The 20,142-nt window shown below is 64.8% G+C and carries 20 protein-coding genes; 6 read left to right on the top strand and 14 right to left on the bottom strand.

Features of this window, described 5'->3' with window-relative positions; translation table 11 throughout:
* From leuS to ACK41V_RS14720, 5 genes are all read right to left on the bottom strand, one after another.
* Entirely contained in the window at nucleotides 1–2,724 is a 2,724-nt protein-coding gene (leuS, locus tag ACK41V_RS14740; protein ID WP_409783351.1) for a leucine--tRNA ligase, read from the bottom strand.
* Nucleotides 2,725–2,848: 124 nt separating this feature from the next.
* Nucleotides 2,849–3,298 (bottom strand): ExbD/TolR family protein, encoded by a 450-nt coding sequence (locus ACK41V_RS14735; protein ID WP_409783350.1) that lies wholly within the window; start codon nucleotides 3,296–3,298, stop codon nucleotides 2,849–2,851.
* Between the two features lie 23 nt (nucleotides 3,299–3,321).
* Nucleotides 3,322–4,005, bottom strand: coding sequence for a MotA/TolQ/ExbB proton channel family protein (locus ACK41V_RS14730; RefSeq protein WP_409783349.1), 684 nt, complete (start codon nucleotides 4,003–4,005; stop codon nucleotides 3,322–3,324).
* A 14-nt stretch (nucleotides 4,006–4,019) separates the two neighbouring features.
* Nucleotides 4,020–4,868: a 4-hydroxy-tetrahydrodipicolinate reductase gene (dapB, locus tag ACK41V_RS14725; protein WP_409783348.1), complete on the bottom strand. Its 849-nt coding sequence runs from the start codon at nucleotides 4,866–4,868 to the stop codon at nucleotides 4,020–4,022.
* A gap of 64 nt (nucleotides 4,869–4,932) precedes the next feature.
* Complete coding sequence (locus tag ACK41V_RS14720; RefSeq protein ID WP_409783347.1) at nucleotides 4,933–5,493, bottom strand: outer membrane protein assembly factor BamE; 561 nt, start codon at nucleotides 5,491–5,493, stop codon at nucleotides 4,933–4,935.
* An 88-nt stretch (nucleotides 5,494–5,581) separates the two neighbouring features.
* Between ACK41V_RS14720 and fur the strand changes: the two genes are divergently transcribed.
* Nucleotides 5,582–5,998, top strand: a complete 417-nt coding sequence (fur, locus tag ACK41V_RS14715) for a ferric iron uptake transcriptional regulator (protein ID WP_409783346.1) — start codon at nucleotides 5,582–5,584, stop codon at nucleotides 5,996–5,998.
* Nucleotides 5,999–6,172: 174 nt separating this feature from the next.
* On the opposite strand, the gene hprK is transcribed toward fur, so the two are convergent.
* The 4 genes from hprK to ACK41V_RS14695 all read right to left on the bottom strand — a co-directional run bounded on the left by hprK (nucleotide 6,173) and on the right by ACK41V_RS14695 (nucleotide 9,564).
* Nucleotides 6,173–7,129 (bottom strand): HPr(Ser) kinase/phosphatase, encoded by a 957-nt coding sequence (hprK, locus tag ACK41V_RS14710; protein WP_409783345.1) that lies wholly within the window; start codon nucleotides 7,127–7,129, stop codon nucleotides 6,173–6,175.
* A 37-nt stretch (nucleotides 7,130–7,166) separates the two neighbouring features.
* The gene (locus ACK41V_RS14705) at nucleotides 7,167–7,634 is read right to left on the bottom strand and encodes a PTS sugar transporter subunit IIA (RefSeq protein ID WP_409783344.1); all 468 of its coding nucleotides are present in this window, start codon (nucleotides 7,632–7,634) and stop codon (nucleotides 7,167–7,169) included.
* Nucleotides 7,635–7,748: 114 nt separating this feature from the next.
* Complete coding sequence (gene hpf, locus ACK41V_RS14700; RefSeq protein WP_409783343.1) at nucleotides 7,749–8,084, bottom strand: ribosome hibernation-promoting factor, HPF/YfiA family; 336 nt, start codon at nucleotides 8,082–8,084, stop codon at nucleotides 7,749–7,751.
* A gap of 253 nt (nucleotides 8,085–8,337) precedes the next feature.
* Nucleotides 8,338–9,564, bottom strand: coding sequence for an MFS transporter (locus tag ACK41V_RS14695; protein ID WP_409783342.1), 1,227 nt, complete (start codon nucleotides 9,562–9,564; stop codon nucleotides 8,338–8,340).
* Nucleotides 9,565–9,831: 267 nt separating this feature from the next.
* On the opposite strand from ACK41V_RS14695, the gene ACK41V_RS14690 reads away from it, so the two are divergent.
* A complete protein-coding gene (locus ACK41V_RS14690; protein ID WP_409783341.1) occupies nucleotides 9,832–10,755 on the top strand; it encodes a phosphoribosylaminoimidazolesuccinocarboxamide synthase in 924 nt (307 codons plus the stop codon).
* A gap of 25 nt (nucleotides 10,756–10,780) precedes the next feature.
* Here the strand turns inward: ACK41V_RS14690 and ACK41V_RS14685 are convergent, their stop codons facing one another.
* Together ACK41V_RS14685 and trxA are read right to left on the bottom strand one after the other, a co-directional pair.
* The gene (locus ACK41V_RS14685; protein WP_409783340.1) at nucleotides 10,781–11,599 is read right to left on the bottom strand and encodes an META domain-containing protein; all 819 of its coding nucleotides are present in this window, start codon (nucleotides 11,597–11,599) and stop codon (nucleotides 10,781–10,783) included.
* A 79-nt stretch (nucleotides 11,600–11,678) separates the two neighbouring features.
* Nucleotides 11,679–12,587: a thioredoxin gene (gene trxA, locus ACK41V_RS14680; RefSeq protein ID WP_409783339.1), complete on the bottom strand. Its 909-nt coding sequence runs from the start codon at nucleotides 12,585–12,587 to the stop codon at nucleotides 11,679–11,681.
* 330 nt (nucleotides 12,588–12,917) lie between these two features.
* Between trxA and purE the strand changes: the two genes are divergently transcribed.
* From purE to ACK41V_RS14660, 4 genes are all read left to right on the top strand, one after another.
* Nucleotides 12,918–13,409 (top strand): 5-(carboxyamino)imidazole ribonucleotide mutase, encoded by a 492-nt coding sequence (purE, locus tag ACK41V_RS14675; protein WP_409783338.1) that lies wholly within the window; start codon nucleotides 12,918–12,920, stop codon nucleotides 13,407–13,409.
* Nucleotides 13,410–13,488: 79 nt separating this feature from the next.
* Nucleotides 13,489–14,661 carry a 5-(carboxyamino)imidazole ribonucleotide synthase gene (locus ACK41V_RS14670; protein ID WP_409783337.1) on the top strand — a complete coding sequence of 391 codons (1,173 nt, stop codon included), beginning with the start codon at nucleotides 13,489–13,491 and terminating at the stop codon, nucleotides 14,659–14,661.
* A 17-nt stretch (nucleotides 14,662–14,678) separates the two neighbouring features.
* Nucleotides 14,679–15,695 carry an L-threonylcarbamoyladenylate synthase gene (locus ACK41V_RS14665; protein ID WP_409783336.1) on the top strand — a complete coding sequence of 339 codons (1,017 nt, stop codon included), beginning with the start codon at nucleotides 14,679–14,681 and terminating at the stop codon, nucleotides 15,693–15,695.
* A 76-nt stretch (nucleotides 15,696–15,771) separates the two neighbouring features.
* Complete coding sequence (locus ACK41V_RS14660; RefSeq protein ID WP_409783335.1) at nucleotides 15,772–16,725, top strand: SGNH/GDSL hydrolase family protein; 954 nt, start codon at nucleotides 15,772–15,774, stop codon at nucleotides 16,723–16,725.
* A gap of 142 nt (nucleotides 16,726–16,867) precedes the next feature.
* Here the strand turns inward: ACK41V_RS14660 and ACK41V_RS14655 are convergent, their stop codons facing one another.
* The 3 genes from ACK41V_RS14655 to dacB all read right to left on the bottom strand — a co-directional run bounded on the left by ACK41V_RS14655 (nucleotide 16,868) and on the right by dacB (nucleotide 20,134).
* Nucleotides 16,868–18,166: a lipase family protein gene (locus ACK41V_RS14655; RefSeq protein ID WP_409783334.1), complete on the bottom strand. Its 1,299-nt coding sequence runs from the start codon at nucleotides 18,164–18,166 to the stop codon at nucleotides 16,868–16,870.
* Nucleotides 18,167–18,325: 159 nt separating this feature from the next.
* Nucleotides 18,326–18,595, bottom strand: a complete 270-nt coding sequence (locus ACK41V_RS14650) for a SemiSWEET transporter (RefSeq protein WP_409783333.1) — start codon at nucleotides 18,593–18,595, stop codon at nucleotides 18,326–18,328.
* A 63-nt stretch (nucleotides 18,596–18,658) separates the two neighbouring features.
* Nucleotides 18,659–20,134, bottom strand: coding sequence for a D-alanyl-D-alanine carboxypeptidase/D-alanyl-D-alanine-endopeptidase (gene dacB, locus ACK41V_RS14645; protein ID WP_409783332.1), 1,476 nt, complete (start codon nucleotides 20,132–20,134; stop codon nucleotides 18,659–18,661).
* Between the last annotated feature and the right edge of the window lie 8 nt (nucleotides 20,135–20,142).

Raw genomic sequence — 20,142 nt, 5'->3', positions numbered from 1 at the left:
TTACACCACAATGTTCACAAGGCGGCCGGGCACCACGATGACGCGCTTCGGATGAGCGCCTGCGGCCTGGGTGGTGAAGGCTTCGCTGGCCAGCGCCACACGCTCGATCTCGGCCTTGTCGGCCTGCGCGGGCACGTGGATGGAGCCGCGCAGCTTGCCATTGACCTGCAGCATGAGTTCGATCTCGTCCTGCACCAGCGCGCTGGCATCCACCCGGGGCCAGGGCGCGTCCAGCAGCTCGCCCAGTTGCGTGCTGTAACCCAGGCCGCTCCACAGGCTGTGCGCCACATGGGGCGTGGCGGGGTACAGGCAGCGCAGCAAGATGCCAAAGCCTTCGATCAGCGCCACCTGGGCACCGGCCGAGTCGGTGGCCTTGAAGTCTTCCAGTGCGTTGATCATCTTCATCGCGCCCGACACCACGGTGTTGTACTGCATGCGCTGGTAGTCATAGTCCACCTGCTTGAGCACGGTATGGATCTCCAGCCGCAGGGCCTTGGCCTCTTTGCTGAATTCCACATCTTTCAGGGCGCTAGCGCTTGCCACGCTTGCGCTTGCAGCTTCCATATCCATAGCAGACAACTTGACGCCGAAGTTCCACACACGGCGCAGGAAGCGGTAGCTGCCTTCCACGGCCGCGTCGTTCCACTCCAGCGTGGCTTCGGGCGGGGCGGTGAACATGGTGTACAGGCGGGCGGTGTCGGCGCCGTATTTTTCGATCAGGTCCTGCGGGTCCACGCCGTTGTTCTTGGACTTGGACATGGTGCCCACGCCCTCGTAGTCGATGGGCGTGCCCACGGGCAACAGGCCATCACCGCTGGTGGCTTCATTCTTCAGCTTGGCGCCAATGATCTTGCCGCCTTCATCCAGCACATGCTCCACATCGTGCGGCCAGAAGTAGTCCTTGCCGCCCTTGGCGGTGCGGCGGCTGTAGATGTGGTTGAGCACCATGCCCTGGGTGAGCAGCTTGGTGAAAGGCTCATCGACCTTGACCAGGCCGAGGTCGCGCATGACCTTGGTCCAGAAGCGCGCGTACAGCAAGTGCAGGATGGCGTGTTCGATGCCACCGATGTACTGGTCCATGCCGCTGCCGCCGGTGGCATGCGTCTGGTCGCGCATCCAATAGGCGGTGCCGTCGGCCACCATGGCGTCGGTGTTCTTCGGGTCGCAATACCGCATGAAGTACCACGAGCTGTCCACGAAGGTGTCCATGGTGTCGGTCTCGCGCCGTGCGGCCTTGCCGCAGACAGGGCAGACCACACCGGCGTGGAAGCCTTCGTGCTTGTGCAGCGGGTTGCCCGAGCCATCGGGCACGCAGTCGGTGGGCAGCACCACCGGCAGGTCTTTTTCGGGCACGGGCACGGCGCCGTGTTCGTCGCAATGGATGATGGGGATGGGCGTGCCCCAGTAGCGCTGGCGGCTGACACCCCAGTCACGCAGGCGCCAGGTGGTTTTTGTCTCGCCCAGGCCCTTGGCCTGCAGGGCATGGGCCACGGCGGCCACGGCCTCCTTGTACGAGAGACCGCTGAAGCTGTCGGAGTTGATGGTGACGCCGCGCTGCTTGTCGCCGTACCAGTCATTCCACTGGTGGTAGTCAAAGTGTTCGCCGTCGACCAGCACGACCTGTTTGATCTCCAGCTTGTACTTGAGGGCGAACGCAAAGTCGCGCTCGTCGTGCGCGGGCACACCCATCACGGCGCCGTCGCCATAGCCCATCAACACGTAGTTGCCGACCCACACCTCGACCTTTTCGTCGGTCAGCGGGTGGGTGACGAACAGCCCCGTGGGCATGCCCTTTTTCTCTTGCGTGGCCAGCTCGGCCTCGGTGGTGCCGCCGCTCTTGCATTCTTCAATGAAGGCTGCGAGCGCGGGGTGGGTTTTGGCAGCGTGCGCCGCCAGCGGGTGCTCGGGTGCCACGGCGCAGAACGTCACGCCCATGATGGTGTCGGCACGCGTGGTGAAGACATACATCTTGCCGTCGCCAATCAGTGCGCCGTCATCACCTTTGATGTCGTGCGTGAAGGCGAAGCGCACGCCCTCAGACTTGCCGATCCAGTTTTCCTGCATCAGCTTCACACGCTCGGGCCAGCCGGGCAGCTTGTCGCCGGTCACAAAGTCGAGCAGCTCTTCGGCGTAGTCGGTGATCTTGAGGTAGTAGCCGGGGATCTCGCGTTTTTCGACCGTGGCGCCGGTACGCCAGCCCTTGCCGTCGATCACCTGCTCGTTGGCCAGCACGGTCTGGTCGACCGGGTCCCAGTTCACGACCTGGGTTTTGCGGTAGGCGATGCCCTTTTCCAGCATCTTTAAGAACAGCCACTGGTTCCACTTGTAGTAGGTGGGGTCGCAAGTGGCGACTTCGCGACTCCAGTCGATGGCCAGGCCCATGGCCTGCATCTGCTTTTTCATGTACGCGATGTTTTCGTACGTCCACTTGGCGGGCGGCACGCCGTTTTTGAGCGCTGCGTTTTCGGCGGGCAGGCCAAAGGCATCCCAGCCCATGGGCATCAAGACGTTGTGGCCGTTCATGCGCAGGTAGCGCGTGAGCATGTCGTTGATGGTGTAGTTGCGCACATGGCCCATGTGCAGCTTGCCGCTGGGGTACGGCAGCATCGAGCAGGCGTAGAACTTCTTCTTGTTGTTGTCTTCCGTCACGCGGTAGGCGTCGGTGGCGGTCCAGTGGTCGTGCGCGGCGCGCTCGACGTCTTGGGGAGAGTATTTGTCTTGCATGAGGGCTCGGGGGTGAGAGAAGTGGGCAGCCGCGGGGCCGCGCTGGGGCGATTTTAGGCTGTCATGCCCGTTAACCGGCTCACCAGCGGGACGAGCGCCTTCCGGGCAGCGTCAAACAGACGCCTCAGGGTGCTTTGGCAGGAGCCGAGGGAGCACCAGGCGCCTGGGGTTCGGCCACAAAACCGATGCGCTGCAGCCCGGCCAGGTGGGCCGCACCCATGACCTCGACCACACGCCCATACGGCACGGCGGCGTCGGCGCGTAATTGCACTTCAGTGTCTGGCCGCTCGGCACCGATGCGGCGCAGGCGCTCGGCCAAGGCGGGCTGAGACAGCGGTTGATCGTCGAGAAAGGCCTGGCCGGTCGCATCGACCACCAGCGTGACGAACTGCGGCGCGGCACCGGGCGTGGCGCCCTCGGTGGCGGGCAGGTCGAGCCGGATGGAGCTGGCCATCAACGGCGCCGTGAGGATGAAGATGACCACCAGCACCAGCATCACGTCCACGAGCGGCGTCATATTGATGTCGCTCATGGGCTGCGGCCCCGTTGTGCGCTCAAGTCTTCCGAAGGCCATGGCGGTGGTCGAACTTTTGGGGCTCAGGACTTCGAATCGACGGGTTGCGCCGTGTCGATGAGCAGTTCCCGCAGATCGCGCGCAAACCCTTCCAGGTCGGCCTCAATGCGGCCAATCAGGCGGCCAAACACGTTGTAGGCCAGCACGGCCGGGATCGCCACGGCCAGCCCGGCGGCGGTCATCACCAGCGCCTCGCCCACGGGGCCGGAGACGCGGTCGATGGTGATCTGCCCCGCCCCCGCCATGGCCGTGAGCGCATGGTAAATACCCCACACGGTGCCCAACAGCCCCACAAACGGCGCCGTGGAACCCACCGTGGCCAGCAGCACCTGGCCAAACTGCAGGCGCCCGAGCACCTGATGCAAGGCATCGCGCAACACGCGAGTGAGCCGCTGCGACAGGCTGCCTGCGGTGGCCAGCGTGGCCTGGCTGGCGGAGTCGGAGTGGTTTGCTATTGAATTTGCAGCAACAACCAGAGGCAGGACAAGCGCTGAGCGGTCAAATGACTGCAAACGCTGCGCCGCAACGTCGATGGAAGGTGCCTGCCAGAACGCGGCTGTGCAGCGGGTCACGTCAGCGCTGGCCTGGCGCATCAGCCGCAGTTTCCAAACGATGACCACCCAACTGGCGACAGACATGGCCAACAGAACGAGGGCCGCGCCCTGCGTCACCGCATCGCCCTGGCGCCACCAGTGGAGAGCGTCCATGGAGTGCCGTCGGCCTAGTTGCTGTTGTTCAGACCGAGCACGTCGAACATGTCGAACATGCCCGTTTTGTGCCCGGTGAGGAACCGCACCGCCCGCAGGCTGCCCTGTGCATAAGTAGCGCGGCTGGAGGACTTGTGCGTGATCTCGATGCGCTCGCCAATGCCCGCAAACAGCACCGTGTGGTCGCCCACGATGTCGCCACCGCGGATGGTGGCAAAACCGATGCTCGATGGATCGCGCTCTCCCGTGACGCCGTCGCGGGCGTACACGGCGCATTCCTTGAGATCGCGGCCCATGGCGTCGGCAATCACTTCACCCATTTTGAGTGCGGTGCCGGAGGGCGCGTCCACCTTGTGGCGGTGGTGCGCCTCGATGATTTCGATGTCGTAGCCGGTGGCCATGGCTTTTGCGGCCATCTGCAGCAGCTTGAGCGTGACGTTCACGCCCACGCTCATGTTGGGCGCCATGACGATGGCGGTGCGCTCGGCAAACGCTGCGATTTCGGCCTTTTGCGTATCCGAAAATCCCGTCGTGCCGATCACCGCTTTCACCCCCAGCTGGCTACAGACGGCCAGATGGGCCAAGGTGCCTTCGGGGCGGGTGAAATCAATCAGCACGTCGGCGTTCTTCAACCCCGTGGAAAGGTCTGCCGTGATGGCAACGCCGCTGGCATGGCCCAGGAAAGCCGTGGCGTCCGAGCCAATGGCGGGGCTGGCGGCGACGTCGAGCGCCCCGGCCAACACGCAGTCGTCGCTGGCACGGAGGGCCTCGATGAGCATGCGGCCCATGCGGCCCGAAGCTCCGGCAACGGCGACACGGCAGGGAGTTGCAGCGGTCGCTGCAGGCAAAGATGTCCCAGTCATGAGAGTCCTGTACGTTCAAGGGGCAGCGGGCAGGCCAGAACCGTGCGCCGCCGTGCCGCTCACGTCAGCGCGCTGGCGCTTCGAGCGGCGGGTAACTGATGGAGGCGGGTTCCAGCGGCGCTGCCGTTGGAGCCGTGGGCGGGCGTTGCGAAGCGGGGTACTTGGCGAGTTGCTCTGGCGTCGCCTCCAGCACCGGCACCTTGCCTTTGCTGCCACGCGAGCCGAGGGTGGCCACAAACTCGGTTTCGGTGGGCATTTCGTCGCCTTCCGACCGCTGCAGCACATCACCGGTGAAGTACACGGTCAATTTGCGGGTCTGGATTTCTTCGCCGGGACGTTTGATGGTGAACACGTATTCCCAGCGGTCTGCATGAAACACGCTGGTCACCAGCGGGGTGCCCAGGATTTCACGCACCTGCTGGCGACTCATGCCGGGTTGCAGGGCTTCAACTTGTTCGCGCGACACAAAATTGCCTTGCACCACATCCACCTTGTAGGGCGTGACCAGGTTGGCAAGGCGGTTACTGGCGCCATCGAAGCTGCTGCAACCAGCCAGGGCAACCAAGCTGGCACCGATCGACAGGACCAGGCCCAGACGGGCGCTGCAACGGGCTTTGACGTGCATGAGTAAAAGGGCTGAGGATATGATCGCCCCATTGTAGCGGCTGACCTTGCGACCCCAAGGAGGAGGCCCGTACCCGAAAGAGCATGCCATGACCAATATCGACGAACTCAAAAGCACGGGACTCAAGGCCACGCTACCCCGCCTCAAAATTCTGGAAATCTTCCAGAAGGGCGCCCAGCGCCACATGACGGCAGAAGACGTGTTCCGCGTGCTGCTGGAAGAGCGCTCAGACATCGGCCTGGCCACGGTGTACCGCGTGCTCACGCAGTTCGAGCAGGCCGGCATTCTGATCCGCAGCAACTTCGAGAGCGGCAAAGCGGTTTACGAGCTGAACGAAGGCCAGCACCACGATCACTTCATCTGCACGTCGTGTGGCAAGGTGGAAGAGTTTTACGACCCTGAGATCGAAAAGCGCCAGCAGATCGTGGCCAAGGCCAAAGGCTGGGTGGTACAAGACCACACCATGGCCTTGTATGGCCAGTGCGCCAGCTGCGCAAATAAATAGGCCCCCCCTGAGGCGCTTCGCGCCATCCCCCGGAGGGGGACACACCCGGTGGCCCGGCGAAGCCGGTTCCACGGGTGCACTGGTTTTGGGGCGCGCCAGTTTTGGCGGAATTGGGTAAAAACCGGTGTTCGCGCTTATCAAACAAGCGCTAGTAGCTATCAAATACGAAGCAGATTAGCTGCCTGTGTCATGCTCCATGGCGCGGCGGTGCCGCTCCACAAATTCCTGGTAGGTATCAATTCCGCGCAGTTGCAAGATGGTGTTGCGCACGGCAGCCTCGACCAGCACGGCAATATTGCGGCCGGCCACCACCTGGATCACAACCTTGAGCACGGGCACACCCAGCACATCCTGCGTGAGGGGCTCATAAGGCAGGCGCTCGTAGTCGCGCTCCAGCGTTTCCTTGCGCACCAGGTGCACGATGAGCTTGAGCCGCATCTTGCGGCGCACCGCCGTTTCTCCAAAGATGGCACGGATGTCCAGCAAGCCGATGCCGCGCACCTCCAGCAGGTTCTGCAGCAGCTCGGGGCACTTGCCTTCGATGGTCGTCTGGTTGATGCGAAACAGGTCCACCGCATCGTCGGCCACCAGGCCGTTGCCGCGCGAGATCAACTCCAGACCCAGCTCGCTTTTGCCAAGACCGGACTCGCCCGTGATCACTACGCCCAGACCCAGAATGTCCATGAACACACCGTGCATCGTGGTGCGGTCGGCAAAATGCTTGGACAGGTAGGCACGCAGCACGTCAATGACAAACGCCGACGACTCGTGGGTGGAGAACATCGGGATCTGCGCCCGTTCGCACATCGACACCAGCGCGTCTGGCGCCACTTGGCTGTCGGCCAGTACCAGCACGGGCGGCTCCAGCGTCACGATGCGGGCGATGCGCCGCTTGCAATCGTCCGGGGAGGCGCTGCTCAGGTACGCAATTTCTCGCTCGCCCAGAATCTGGACGCGGTAGGGATGGATGTAGTTGAGGTAGCCGACCAAGTCCGCACCAGAGCGCGCTGAGCGCACGGCCACTTCGTCAAATCGTCGCTCAGAGGCTCCGAGGCCCGCCACCCACTCCCACTTCAGAAGGCCGCGAAACTCTTCAAAGAGGACATCGGCACTGACAACGTTGGGCTTCACGGCGGTGGCTAACGGCGAATGCGAAGCAGAGAAAGGACTAAGCCGTTTGCGTCGACTGCCAGCTGGCAATCATGCCGTGCAGCGCAGTGGCATCGGTGCAGGCCTTGAGGTTCTCACGCAATACCGAGTCGCTCAACAGCTCGGCAATCTCGGACAAGATTTCGAGGTGTTTTTGGGTTGCCGCCTCGGGCACCAGCAAAAAGATCAGCAGGCCCACCGGCAACTCGTCGGGTGCATCAAACCCGATGGGGTTGAGCAGCTGAAACACGGCAGCCATGGGCGCCTTGAGGCCCTTGATGCGCCCATGCGGAATGGCCACACCATGACCCAGACCTGTGGAACCGAGGCGCTCACGCGCAAAGAGGCTGTCAGTGATGAGCGCTCGCGAGAGGCCGTGCTGGCTCTCGAAAAGCAGACCCGCCTCTTCAAAAGCACGCTTCTTACTGGTGGCGTCCAGGCTCACTAGCACTTGAGCGGGAGGCAGGATGGAGGCAAGTCGGTTCATGGTCAAGGGTAACAATTATGCACATGTTGGCGAAAACCCTGAGCACAGCGCACTGGGGGCAACAAAAAAACCGCCCAAGTGGGCGGCTGCTGTGCCAGGCTCAGGGATGGCGCATCAGGCGTGCATCTCGCGCTTGGCGGCTTCGTGGTGGTGGTCCTGAATACGATCCTTGTGGCGCACCACCTGGCGGTCCATTTTGTCGACGAGGTCGTCGACAGCGGCGTACAGATCAGCGTGTGAGCTTTCGGCAAACAGGTCACTGCCCTTGACGTGGATATTGCATTCCGCTCGTTGCCTCTTCTCCTTCTCCTTTTGCTTCTCTACTGTCAGCAGCACTTTGACATCGACAACCTGGTCAAAGTGGCGGGTGATCCGGTCCAGCTTGCTGGTGACGTAGTTGCGCAAGGCAGGGGTAACTTCGAGGTGGTGACCGCTGATCGTCAAGTTCATAAATAAGTCTCCTATGGCTCTCTGTGGAAGAAAGGCCGCCCTGGATCAGAGGAGCGGCGCGGCGAACTTGCATGCATCCATCGACGTGAGTTCACTATGCCCCTGCCCCCACCGAAAAGCAATCCCATACCGACCCAGCCCGCTGGGTTATGTCCGGCAAGGTGCCAAGCCCCCCAAATGCGCGCACAATGCCTGAGTTGCCGCACAGCGCCCCGCGGTACAGACAGTCCCGCGGCTGTGCATCAGAAGAGCGTCACTTCGAGGTAGCCGTGGCGCCATGCAGGTGCAACCGGCCCACCACCGCGATCGAGAGCAGGCTGGCGGTAATACCCACCACCGCTGACATCCAGTAGTTCTGCACCAGCCCCTGCGCATCGCGGCTGATCAACATCCCGCCCACCAGAGAGGCCACGCCCATGGCGGCCGACTGCACCGAGGCGTTGAGCGTCATGAACGTGCCGCGCAACGGCGCCTGCGCGGCCGAGGCCACGATGGCCATGCCGGGAATCATCCGCCCGCTCACAAAAGCAAACATCAGCGTGGACACCACCAGCACGCCCCACAGCGGCATCCCCTGCACCAGCGTGATGGCCAGCAGACAGGGCGCAGCCGCCAGCGCTAGCCAGCGAAACGTGGGCACCTTGCCGCGCCGGTCTGTCAACCGGCCGAACAGGCGGGCGGTGAACAGGGTGGCAACGCCCCCGCACAAGTAGGCCAGCGGGATCTGGTCCGCTCGGACGCCAGCATTGGTCTGCATGTAGATGGTGATGTAGGGGATCACCGTAAAACCCGTAAACATGAGCAGCGCAGAGAACAAGAACGCCCAGCGGTGGTTCGGGTCTGCCAGCACCTGCCCGATGCCGCCCAGCGCGGTTCGGCCGTGGGCGGCGTGGACATGCGCGGTCATCACGGGCATGGTGCGTGCCGCCAGAATGGCCAACACCCCCACCATGGCGGCGATGGCAATGAAGGGCATGTTCCACCCGCCATGCTCCGCCAGAATCAGGCCCAGCGGCACCCCGGCGACGGTGGACACCGAGAAAGATGTCATCACGATGCCCATGGCACGCCCGCGCCGCTCAAACGGCACCACATCGGCCACGATGGTTTGCGACAAAGCGGACAACACACCGCCAAACGCCCCGGCCAGAACGCGCGCCACCATCAGCGCCCCGTAGGTCGGCGCGATGCCGCACGCCAGCGTGGCCAAGCCAAACAGGACATACAACACCAGCAACAGGCGTTTGCGCCCAAAACGATCAATGTAGGTAGAGGCCAGCAAGCCCGACACCCCGGCCGACAGCGTGTACGCCGACACCAGCAGGCCAAACTGCGCATCGCTGATGGAAAACAACTGCGTGAACCGAGGCCCGAGCGGCATCATGATCATGAAGTCGAGGATGTGCGTGAACTGAATGCCTGCCAGCGTGAACAGCAGCCAGAGTTCGCGGCGCGGGGTGAGAGTGGAGTTGGAGGGCAAAGGAGAGCGCCAGAGGCGGCCATGTCGGATGCGGGGCCGCACAGTGTGCCGCAATGCGGGCGAGCGCGCAGGGCGGCCGGGGGCGTGGGTTGTATTGCGCCACGGCGCCCCGACTTCCAGGAGACTTCGACCGGCAGCCCCACCCGGGGCACGGGTTCCTGGCCCGGCGCGTAAAATCCACCGGTTGCGCGGGATGACCGTTTCCGCGACTCCGCTCCACGTTTTCCGGCCTGCCTGCAGCGGGTACTGACCGCCCATACCGACACCATGACCCAGCCCAGCTCCATCGCCCTGCATACCTCTGCCCTGAACTCGCTGCCCCTGCTGGCACGCGGCAAGGTGCGCGACAACTACGCCGTGGGCGACGACCGCATCCTGATGGTGGCCAGCGACCGCCTGTCGGCGTTCGACGTGATCATGGGCGAGCCGATTCCCGGCAAAGGCGAACTGCTGACGCAGATGGCGCTGTTCTGGTTCGACAAACTCGGCCACATCTGCCCCAACCACCTGACGGGCGATGCACCTGAAAGCGTGGTCAGCCCAGAGGAAGCCCCCCAGATCCGTGGCCGGTCGATGCTGGTGCAGCGCCTCAAACCCATTCCGGTGGAGGCCGTGGTGCGCGGCTATCTGGCAGGCAGTGGCTGGAAGGAATACCAGGACTCCCAATCGGTGTGTGGTGTCCCCCTGCCTGCCGGGCTGACCAATGCCGCCAAGCTGCCCGAGCCCATCTACACCCCCGCCGCCAAGGCTGCTGCGGGCGAGCATGACGAAAACATCACGTTCGAGCAAACCGTGGCCATCGTCGGCCCCGAGCTGGCGGCCCAGATCCGGGATCTGAGCATTGCCATCTACAAGGCGGCTGCCGAGATTGCATTGACCAAAGGCATGATCATTGCCGACACGAAGTTCGAGTTTGGCCTGGCGCCCGATGGCACGCTGGTGCTGATGGACGAAGTGCTCACGCCCGACAGCTCGCGCTACTGGCCCGTGGAAGGCTATGAAGCGGCCTTGGCGGCGGGTCAAAACCCGCCCAGCTACGACAAGCAGTTTGTGCGCGACTGGCTGGAGCAGGCCCAGGTCAACGGCAAGCCCTGGGACAAGACCCCGCCCTCACCCCGCCTGCCGCAGGCCGTGATTGAAAAAACCGCGGCCAAATACCGCGAGGCGCTGGAGCGACTGACGTCGCAGTAAATAAGGCCCGCAGCAATGCCTGCGGTCAGCTCAGCGGCGTTTCGGTGGCCTCGAACCGCAGCAGGGGTTTTCCGTCTGCATCGCGCAGCAGCAGTTGCAGGCCCTGCTGCCGAAAACTCTCGACCAGGGCCAGGGCGCTGAAGAAACGCTCTTCCACGCCGCTGGAATCCAGGCACAGCGCGATGTTGGACACCACGCGCCCAAAGCGCAGCCGCCCTCCCTGCACTTCATAGTCGGCCAAAAACCGGTTGCACCCGCCCGACCCGGTGGCGCGGGGCTCGTCGGTTTGCAGCACCAGGTGTGGCCCCGGCGCACCCTCGGCAGGCCGGGGCACGGTTTCGCCGTCGATCTCGGTCAGCCGCCAGTGTGTCAGTGCCAGCGGCACGCCCGCATCCACCCGGGCCAGCTGGGGCAGCAGGCGCAATAGCTGGATGCTCACGTGGCGGTAGGCCGAATCCTGGGGAACCGGGTTGCGCAGGTCCGTGGTCCACAACACGCGCCCTTCCAGCGAAATGGTGGCCCGCACCTCATACCGGCCCTTGTGCACAAACCGCGACGACGGATAGGGAATGTGGATCGCAAATGGCGGCTGGCCCGCGGGTTCGCGCCGTTGGCGACCCAGCACCACCGGCGGCACGTCGGGGTTGGTCACGTCCAGCAAGGTGGCCTCGAACACCGCCTCGGGCGGCAAGACGACGCGTTCACGGGTCAAAGCAACGCCGGTGACCACGGCGTCGGGCTCGGGCGGTCGGGTGGCGCACCCTGCCACCCAAAGGCACAGGCACAGCAGCCCTGCGCCGACATACCGGGCCCTGGTGCGAAAGACCGTCACTGCGGCACGCATTGCGCCAGGGGTCGGCCCACCCATTCACCGGAGTTTTTCACAGCCTGTGCGAAGGAAAACTCCCGGATGCTCAGAATGGTCAGCTCAGCACCACGCTCGACAGGCGGCGGCGGTAAGTGGCCACCACCGGGTCATCGGGCGGGATCTGGCCGTCAGCCACCTTGACCTTGGGTGGCTCGATGATTTCAAGGATGGACACGTAGGTCTTGCGCGCCAGCTCTTCGCCCCAGGCCTTGTCGCGCATGAGGATTTCGAGCAGCTCGTCCATGGCGTCCGTCCAGCGCTGGCCCGCCATGAGCCAGCGTGCGCGGGCGTAGCGGGTGTCAAAGTCGCGCTTGTTGGCGGCAATTTTTGAGTCGAAATCGGCTCCAGCGCTTTCTCCATAAGCGCTAGTAGCTACAAAATCAAGAGCATCCATCCACACCTTCAGGGCGCCCAGCTTGCGCGAGGCGGCGGCCTTGGCGATCACCGGGGCAAAAGCCACTTTGGCGTCGTCTTCACGGCGCAGCTGCAGCAGGAGCTTGACGTAGTCAAAACGCACGTCGTCGTTGGACGGGTCGGTGACCACGGCGTGTTGCAGCTTTTCGAGTGCGGTGCCGGTGTCGCCTTCGGCCAGGGCTTCGAGTGCTTCTTCTTCCTCGGCTTCGGCCACGACCTCGTCAGCGGTGGGCACATGTTTGTCGAGAAACTCTCGCACCTGGCCTTCGGGCAGCGCACCCATGAAGCCGTCCACGGGCTGGCCGTTCATGAGCAACACGCAGGTGGGAATGCTGCGAATACCGAACATGCCCGCCAGCTGCTGCTCCTGGTCCGAATCGATCTTGACCAGCTTGAAACGGCCGTCGTAGGCGGTCTCCAGCTTTTCGAGCACCGGCCCCAGCGACTTGCAGGGGCCACACCACGGCGCCCAGAAGTCCACCAGCACGGGGACATTCATCGAGGCGGCAACCACCTCGGTTTCAAAGTTCTCTACGGTGACATCAATCATGGTGGTGGGCCCGGGGCCGATGGTGCTTGTTCGCGCTATTTTGGCCCATCGAAATGTCCGGGTGCCGAGAAGGGGGGCGCAAAAAGTAAAATCGCGGGTTCTACCTACAGCGGTGCAGGCGGGTTAAACCGAGATTGTTCATTAGGACGCAGGTGGTTGGCGAGGCGAGTTGCGAGGGAGTTTGGTCACTGGTGAGGAGCCGAGAGCCCCGCTATCGGTGACGAGGCAGGGGCCAAAATGGCCGCAAATCGACCGCCAGACACTGCGTAGGCACGAAGTGCCGCCTAATGAACAATCTCGGTTCAACCCGCCACCTGACACCCCAACACCATGAAACCCATCCAGATCGGCGTGGTCATGGGTTCCAGCAGCGACTGGGACACCATGCAGCATGCAGTGCAAATTCTTGAGCAGTTCGGCATCGCCCACGAGGCCCGCGTCGTGTCGGCCCACCGCATGCCCGACGACATGTTTGCCTACGCCGAGGCCGCTGCGGACCGGGGCCTCAAGGCCATCATCGCCGGGGCCGGGGGAGCCGCCCATCTGCCCGGCATGATCGCCGCCAAGACGACGGTGCCCGTGCTGGGCGTGCCCGTGGCCAGCCGCCACCTGCAGGGCGTGGACTCGCTGCACTCCATCGTGCAAATGCCCAAGGGCATTCCTGTGGCCACGTTTGCCATCGGCACAGCGGGCGCCGCCAACGCGGCCCTGTTTGCCGTGGCGCTGCTGGCCAATGAAAGCCCCGAACTGCGCCAGCGGCTCGAAGCATTCCGCGCCGAGCAGACCGAGGTGGCGCGCAACATGACCTTGCCGCCCCCATGAACAAGACCCCCACGCTCCACCGCTGCGCGGGTCGCTGCCCCCCGAGGGGGCCGCTTTTTCATCTTGGGGCGGCCCGGCGATGAAAAATTTCACCAATCAGCCCCTTCTCCCCGGCGCCACGCTAGGCGTGCTGGGCGGCGGCCAGCTGGGCCGCATGTTTGTGCACCAGGCGCAGGCCATGGGTTACTTCACCGCGGTGCTCGACGCCGACCCGACCAGCCCCGCCGGGCTGGTGAGCCATCACCACATCCAGACAGGTTATGAAGACCCGCAGGGCTTGGCCGAACTGGCCCGCCTGTCGGATGCGGTGACGACCGAGTTCGAGAACGTGCCCGCTGCCGCGCTCGCCACGCTGGCCGCTCTGCGCCCGGTATCGCCCGCAGCCAGCGCCGTGTCGGTGGCGCAGGACCGTGCGCGAGAGAAGGCCCACTTTGTGGCCTGCGGAGTGCCCTGCGCACCGTATGCAGTGATCGAAACGGCCGAGCAGCTGGCGGCCGTATCCACTGATCTCTTGCCTGGGATTTTGAAAACGGCCCGCATGGGCTATGACGGCAAGGGCCAGGTCCGCGTGAAGACAGCCGCCGAACTGGCCGCTGCCTGGGCTTCGGTCGGCAACGTGCCCTGCGTGCTGGAGAAGATGCTGCCGCTGGCGCTGGAATGTTCGGTGATCGTGGCGCGGGGCGCTGGCGGCGCCACCGTGCACCTGCCCGTGCAGCGCAACCTCCACCGCGACGGCATCCTGGCCGTGACCGAAGTTTTTGAGCAAAATCTGCCTCCAGCGCTTATACAGCAAGCGGTAGCAGCTGCGATTTCGATAGCAAATGGCCTGCAGTACGTGGGCGTGTTGTGCGTGGAGTTCTTCGTGCTGCAGGACGGCAGCCTGGTCGTCAACGAGATCGCCCCCCGCCCCCACAACAGCGGCCACTACAGCCAGAACGCCTGCGATGTGTCGCAGTTTGAACTGCAGGTGCGCACCATGGCGGGCCTGCCGCTGACGCAGCCGCGCCAGCACAGCCCGGCCGTCATGCTCAACCTGCTGGGTGATTTGTGGTTTGCCCATGGCGATGCCGAGCAGACGCCCCCCTGGGCCGAGGTGCTGGCCTTGCCCGGCACGCACCTGCACCTGTACGGCAAACGCGAAGCCAAGCGGGGCCGCAAGATGGGCCACCTCAACATCACCGCCGCCACCGCCCAGGCCGCCCGCGCCACCGCCCTGCAAGCCGCTGCGCTGCTGGGCATTGCGCCGTTCTGAAGACAGCGTTCCAACCCATGATTCTTGACGGCACCCTGCCCGACTCCATCGCCACTGCAGCGCGGGCTGTGCGCAGCGGCGCCCTGCTGGGCCTGCCCACCGAAACCGTGTACGGTCTGGCCGCCGACGCCAGCAGCGATGCCGCCGTGGCGCAGATTTTTGCCGCCAAGGGGCGCCCCAGCGACCACCCGCTGATCGTGCACGTGGCCAACGCCGACGGCATTGCGCACTTTGCCAGCGAGGTGCCCGAATTTGCGCAAAAGCTGGTCGACGCCTTCTGGCCCGGCCCGCTCACCCTCATCCTGCCGCGCCTGCCGGGTGTCGCCGCTGCTGCCACCGGCGGCCAAAACAGCGTGGGCCTGCGATGCCCCGCGCACCCCGTGGCGCATGCGCTGTTGTTGGCCTGTGCGGCGCCCGGCGAGGGGGAGGCCCAGGGCGGCCCACCCGTGTGGGGCGTGGCCGCGCCCAGTGCCAACCGCTTTGGCCGCGTGAGCCCCACCACCGCCCAGCATGTGCAGGACGAGCTGGGCGCCGACCTGCTGGTGCTGGACGGCGGGCCCTGCGCTGTAGGCATTGAATCGACCATTGTGGATTGCACCCGCGGCGTACCCGTGCTGCTGCGGCCCGGCGCCATCACGCGCGAGCAGATTCGGGCGGTCTGCGGCACGGCGCCCTTGTCCCAGGAAGACCTGCCCGCGCTCACACCCCGCGCCTCGGGCACGCTCGAAGCCCACTACGCGCCCCATGCCAAAGTCCGGCTGATGGACGCCAAGGCCCTGCAAACCGGCCTGGACCTGCTGGGCGCGGAAGCCGCCCACATCGCGGTCTACGCGCGCGCCGTGCTGCGCACCCAATCCTCCAAGCTCGTGATGCGCCGCATGCCCGACGACGCCGCCGCCACTGCGCAGCAGCTGTTTGCGGTGCTGCGCGGCTTTGACGATGTGGGCGCGAAACTGATCTGGATCGAAACCCCGCCCGCCAGTCCCGACTGGGAAGGCGTGCGCGACCGACTGCAACGTGCATCCGCCGCCTGATCCCGCCCGCGCAAGGCGGCTTTACATGCGTTGACGTTGCACCGCTAAACTACCCCCCACTTTTCTGGAGAAATACATGGCAGCAAATTGGATGCGCCGCACCGTACTGGTCGCCGCATGTGCGTCGGCCGCGTTGCTTGCGGCCTGTGGTTCAAGCACCACCGAATCAGCCATCACCCCTGAGCGCTTTATCGCGTTTGGCGATGCCAACAGCGACGTGGGGCAAAAAGGCTCGCTCTACACCGTCAACGACGGCAGCGTGAGCAACTGGACCCTGCAGGTAGCGGCCAACTATGGCAAGTCCCTGACACCAGCGGCAACGGGCGGCAAGAGCTACGCAGTCGGCAATGCCCGTGTGGCCGCCAAGCCCGACGCGGCAGGCAACGCCAGCACCCCCACCATCACCGAGCAGATCGATACCTTTCTGGCCAGCGGCAGCTTTGGCGCCAACGATGTGGTGATCTTGAGTGGCGGCATCAGCGATGTGATCGCCGGCATGGCCGCCGTCAACGCAGGAACGCAGACCGAAGCCGCCATGGTGGCCGCCTCCCGCAAGGCTGGTGAAGACATGGCCGCACAGGTGCGACGCCTGGTGACGGCCGGCGCCAAGTACGTGGTGGTGGCCGGCACCTACAACCTGAGCAAGACCCCCTGGGCCAAGACCATCGGCCGTGAAGCCCTGCTGGCAGATGCCAGCAGCCGCTTCAACGACGGCTTGCTCGTGGGCATTGTGGACCTGGGCGCCAACGTGTTGTACGTGGACCTGGCCTACTACGTGAACCTGTACGCCGACATACCCGCCAACTACGGCTTCAACAACTCAACAACCGCCGTGTGCACATCGGTGGACGCCACCAACGGCATCGGCATTGGCGCGGGCCAGGTCAACTCGGCCCTGTGCAACACCTCGACCCTGCTGTCGGGTGCCAATCAGGCTTCGTATGTTTTCGCCGATTTGGTCTACCTCACTCCGTCGGCGCAGCGCCAGTTCGGGACCTACGCCCATGACCGCCTGAAGGCACGCTGGTAAACCATCCGCCGTGGTGTGACGGCGCGCGTGGAGCGCGCCGCCAAGACACACACAAAGCAATAACGCTCAAAGAAAAAGCCGACCCCAGGGTCGGCTTTTTGCTGTGCGCCCGCCCTGCACAGGCAGGGCAGACGCGCTTCGCTTACTTGACGGTTTCGAACACGGCACGGGCCTGCGCATGGCAGAACGGTGGCTCATACGTACCGTGGTAGCTGCCGTAGTAGGCCGCAAACGCGGGCGAGATGGGGTCGGTCGGGGCTTTGCCGCCCGTGCCGAAGGTGGCCTGGATGGCTGCGTCCACGTCCACCGATGTCACGTTGGTCAGGCCCCGGCTGTCAAAGTCGGCCTTCATCACCACCTGGTGGATGGCTGGCGGCACCGTAGGGTCCCCCGCGCCGCCGCACAGCAGCGTGCGCGCCTTGGGGCTCCAGCCCAGAAGATCGTTCTTTTTGGCGGCAAGGAACAGGGGGTGGGTGGTGCTGGTCTGCGAGCCCGTGATGAAGTCTGGCTGGAAGACCGCATCACGCGCCTGGTTGGGCGTGCCGCCGGGCAACATGCCGGAGGTGACCAACGTCGTGTAGTTCAGCGTCGGGTTGGGCAGCAGGTTCTCGATGTAGCCGGAGTAAGGCGCCTTGAACACCGTCTTCACGTCGCTGTAAACATCGCCGTATACCTTCTGCCACGCAGTCACCAGGTAGGGCACGAAGAACTGCACACCGGCAATCGCGTCAGGAATGCGCAGCGAACCCGACAGGTTGTAAGGGCCGGCCAGGTGGGCGCCCGCCACCACATTGAATTCAGTGCCGTAGTCGCGCTCAGCCGAGCGATGCGCCGCCATCGACGAGTGCCCGCCCTGCGAGTAGCCGGTGAACATGACCTTGCCCGACAGGTTGGCGCCCACGGTGCCCGCCGCATTGCGGGCTGCGCGCACCGAGTCGATGACCGAGGTGGCTTCCGAGTCGGCATGCAGGTAGGGGTGGTAGCTGTAGCCCGACTTGGCAAAACCCAGGTAGTCGGTGGCCACCACGGCATACCCTTGGGCTGCATACATGGCGGCCAGCAAGAAGGTCTCGCTGTCTTGCGGGTTGGCCAGGGTGCGCGGCTTTTGCACGTCGGTGCCCTTGGCGTAGGCCACCAGGGGTGCAGCGGTGGTGCAACTGCCTGCGGGCACCAGCATCACGCCCGAGGCGTTGGTGCTTTCGCCGCTTTTGGCGCCTGCGGTGGCGTAGTTCAGCGCCACCACCTTTACATCACATTTGGCCTTGCCGCTGATGGCCTGCAGGCCACTGGCAGCGGTGCCCGCGTCGATCTGGGCCGCGGTCAAGGTGGTCAGCGTGGCTGGCGGGTCGATCAACGCCCCGCGCGCGGGGTCGTCAGAGCCACCGCAGGCGACAAGCAGGACCGCAGCGGCGGCGACACAGGTAAGGCGGAAATACGTCATGGATGGAACCCTCGGTCAGTGAAGAACGACGCATCGTGCGCGCACCTGCACTGCAACATCCATTGGGGATAACGCGGGCGACACCGCGTGACAGACGCCTAGGCGACAGGCTCGACGCCCGCCAGCCCCCAAACATCCCAGCCCACAACGGCTCAGCCGTCAGCGAGGGCCACGCGCTCCATACATCAGCTTCATCCCCAGGATGGCGCTGGCCAACACCAAGGTGATGGCGTTGGCCGCCACGATGGGCCACGCCGCCAGCGCCAGCCCGTACACCAACCACAGTGCAATGCCCGCGGTGAACACGCTGTACATGCCCAGCGAGATGCCACTCACGTCCCGCGTGCGGAAGGTGTGCAGCGCCTGGGGGACAAAGCTGCAGGTGGTGAGGGCAGCGGCCAGGTAGCCAATGAGTTCAGAGGATGGCATGGAAGGACGGGCCAAGAGCCTGTTCAAAGTGCAGCGCTGGCACAGCAGCGCGCCGGTGATTATTCACTGGTCGCGGGCGGTCCAGTCGGTGAGGGCATCCAGAACAGGGCGGGCGCCCCCCGCGTTGGCATGGTTGACCACGGCCACCAGCACATACCGGCGCCCGCTGGCGGCGTGCACATAACCAGCCACCGCCATCACATCGCGCAGACTGCCCGTTTTGAGGTGGGCGGTGCCTGCGCGGCTCTGGCTGCGGCGCAGGGTGCCATCGACTCCCGAGATGGGCAGCGAAGCCACCAGCTCCGGCATCACCGGCGACACCCAGGCCACCTGCAGCATGCGGGCCAGCGCCTGCGCCGTGATGCGGGCGTCGCGGCTCAGCCCCGCGCCGTTGTCGGCCAGCGGCAGCTCCGCGTCACCCATGCGCACCTGCCACCACTGGCGAAGGGCTTCACGCGCGCCGTCGAAGGTGGCGACGCCGTTCTTTTGCAGCGCCAGGGTCAGAAACACGTGCTGCGCCATCACGTTGTTGCTGTATTTGTTCACGTCGCGCACCACCTCGGCCAGCGCAGGCGAAGTGACCACAAATGCAGGCTTGAGCCCCGCAGGCACCTTGCCCTCGCGCACACTGCCCGTGAGCTTGCCGCCCAGCTCGCGCCACATGCCCTCCACGGCGCGCGCCGCAAAGCCGCGCGGGTCGGGCGCCGCCACGGGCCACACCCGCTCGCCACAGGCTGCGGGGTACACGCCCTGAAAGCTGACCTTGACCGGATCGACAAGCTCTGCCCGCAAGGCCCCGCGCCAGTCACCACACTCGGTGCCTGCCGCCGCCAGCGCCACGGTGGCCTGGCGCTGCACGCCCGCCAAAGGCGGGTCGTACTGGATGCGGGCCAGGCCTGCCGACACGTCGGGCACAAAGGTCATCACCGACGATTTGTAGTTCAGCAGCAAAGCATCGGGCGCGGCGTTGTAGGGCCGCAAGGGCTCACCGTCAAAACGGGCCGGATCGTGGTCGGGTACATCGAAGGCCGTGCGGTCGAGCACGATGTCGCCCACGATGACCTGAATGCCCTGGCCTTGCAGGCGCCGCATCATCAACCACAGGCGCTCCATGACCAGCTTGGGGTCGCCCTGGCCCTGAATGAACACATTGCCCCGCAAGCTGCCTTCCTGCACCGAGCCCTGCACGTACACCGGGGTATTCCACACGTAGGCAGGGCCCAGTTGCTCCAGTGCGGCATAAGTGGTTACCAACTTCATCACCGACGCCGGATTGACGGGCACCTGCGCCCGGTGGGCCAGGCGTACGGGGGTGCGCCCGCCTTGGGCATCCACCACCACCACCGACAGGGCATCCCGCGGCAGCCTGGCGCGGGCCAGGGCTGCTTCGACTTCTGAGGGCAGCGGACTACTGGGCGCAGAGGGGGCGGGCTGTGCGCCTGCTGACATGACAGGCAAGGCCATGGCGGTCACGATGACAGTTAAACCCATGGCGTTGCGCAGAGCAGCCCGGCGCCAGATATCAGGAAAGGACAACATGGCGGGAG

Source organism: Acidovorax sp., assembly GCF_046291265.1.
Taxonomy (GTDB): domain Bacteria; phylum Pseudomonadota; class Gammaproteobacteria; order Burkholderiales; family Burkholderiaceae_C; genus Acidovorax.
This window is presented reverse-complemented; position numbering and strand designations above follow the sequence as displayed.

What these genes read in the sequence shown, in the direction of transcription:
- trxA (WP_409783339.1), bottom strand. Translation starts at nt 12,587, where the DNA reads ATGATTGATGTCACCGTAGAGAACTTTGAAACCGAGGTGGTTGCCGCC.
- dacB (WP_409783332.1), bottom strand. Translation starts at nt 20,134, where the DNA reads ATGTTGTCCTTTCCTGATATCTGGCGCCGGGCTGCTCTGCGCAACGCC.
- hpf (WP_409783343.1), bottom strand. Translation starts at nt 8,084, where the DNA reads ATGAACTTGACGATCAGCGGTCACCACCTCGAAGTTACCCCTGCCTTG.
- ACK41V_RS14660 (WP_409783335.1), top strand. Translation starts at nt 15,772, where the DNA reads ATGGCAGCAAATTGGATGCGCCGCACCGTACTGGTCGCCGCATGTGCG.
- ACK41V_RS14655 (WP_409783334.1), bottom strand. Translation starts at nt 18,166, where the DNA reads ATGACGTATTTCCGCCTTACCTGTGTCGCCGCCGCTGCGGTCCTGCTT.
- ACK41V_RS14720 (WP_409783347.1), bottom strand. Translation starts at nt 5,493, where the DNA reads ATGCACGTCAAAGCCCGTTGCAGCGCCCGTCTGGGCCTGGTCCTGTCG.
- ACK41V_RS14735 (WP_409783350.1), bottom strand. Translation starts at nt 3,298, where the DNA reads ATGGCCTTCGGAAGACTTGAGCGCACAACGGGGCCGCAGCCCATGAGC.
- ACK41V_RS14670 (WP_409783337.1), top strand. Translation starts at nt 13,489, where the DNA reads ATGAAAAATTTCACCAATCAGCCCCTTCTCCCCGGCGCCACGCTAGGC.
- ACK41V_RS14650 (WP_409783333.1), bottom strand. Translation starts at nt 18,595, where the DNA reads ATGCCATCCTCTGAACTCATTGGCTACCTGGCCGCTGCCCTCACCACC.
- purE (WP_409783338.1), top strand. Translation starts at nt 12,918, where the DNA reads ATGAAACCCATCCAGATCGGCGTGGTCATGGGTTCCAGCAGCGACTGG.
- ACK41V_RS14730 (WP_409783349.1), bottom strand. Translation starts at nt 4,005, where the DNA reads ATGGACGCTCTCCACTGGTGGCGCCAGGGCGATGCGGTGACGCAGGGC.
- dapB (WP_409783348.1), bottom strand. Translation starts at nt 4,868, where the DNA reads ATGACTGGGACATCTTTGCCTGCAGCGACCGCTGCAACTCCCTGCCGT.
- fur (WP_409783346.1), top strand. Translation starts at nt 5,582, where the DNA reads ATGACCAATATCGACGAACTCAAAAGCACGGGACTCAAGGCCACGCTA.
- ACK41V_RS14665 (WP_409783336.1), top strand. Translation starts at nt 14,679, where the DNA reads ATGATTCTTGACGGCACCCTGCCCGACTCCATCGCCACTGCAGCGCGG.
- ACK41V_RS14705 (WP_409783344.1), bottom strand. Translation starts at nt 7,634, where the DNA reads ATGAACCGACTTGCCTCCATCCTGCCTCCCGCTCAAGTGCTAGTGAGC.
- leuS (WP_409783351.1), bottom strand. Translation starts at nt 2,724, where the DNA reads ATGCAAGACAAATACTCTCCCCAAGACGTCGAGCGCGCCGCGCACGAC.
- ACK41V_RS14685 (WP_409783340.1), bottom strand. Translation starts at nt 11,599, where the DNA reads ATGCGTGCCGCAGTGACGGTCTTTCGCACCAGGGCCCGGTATGTCGGC.
- ACK41V_RS14690 (WP_409783341.1), top strand. Translation starts at nt 9,832, where the DNA reads ATGACCCAGCCCAGCTCCATCGCCCTGCATACCTCTGCCCTGAACTCG.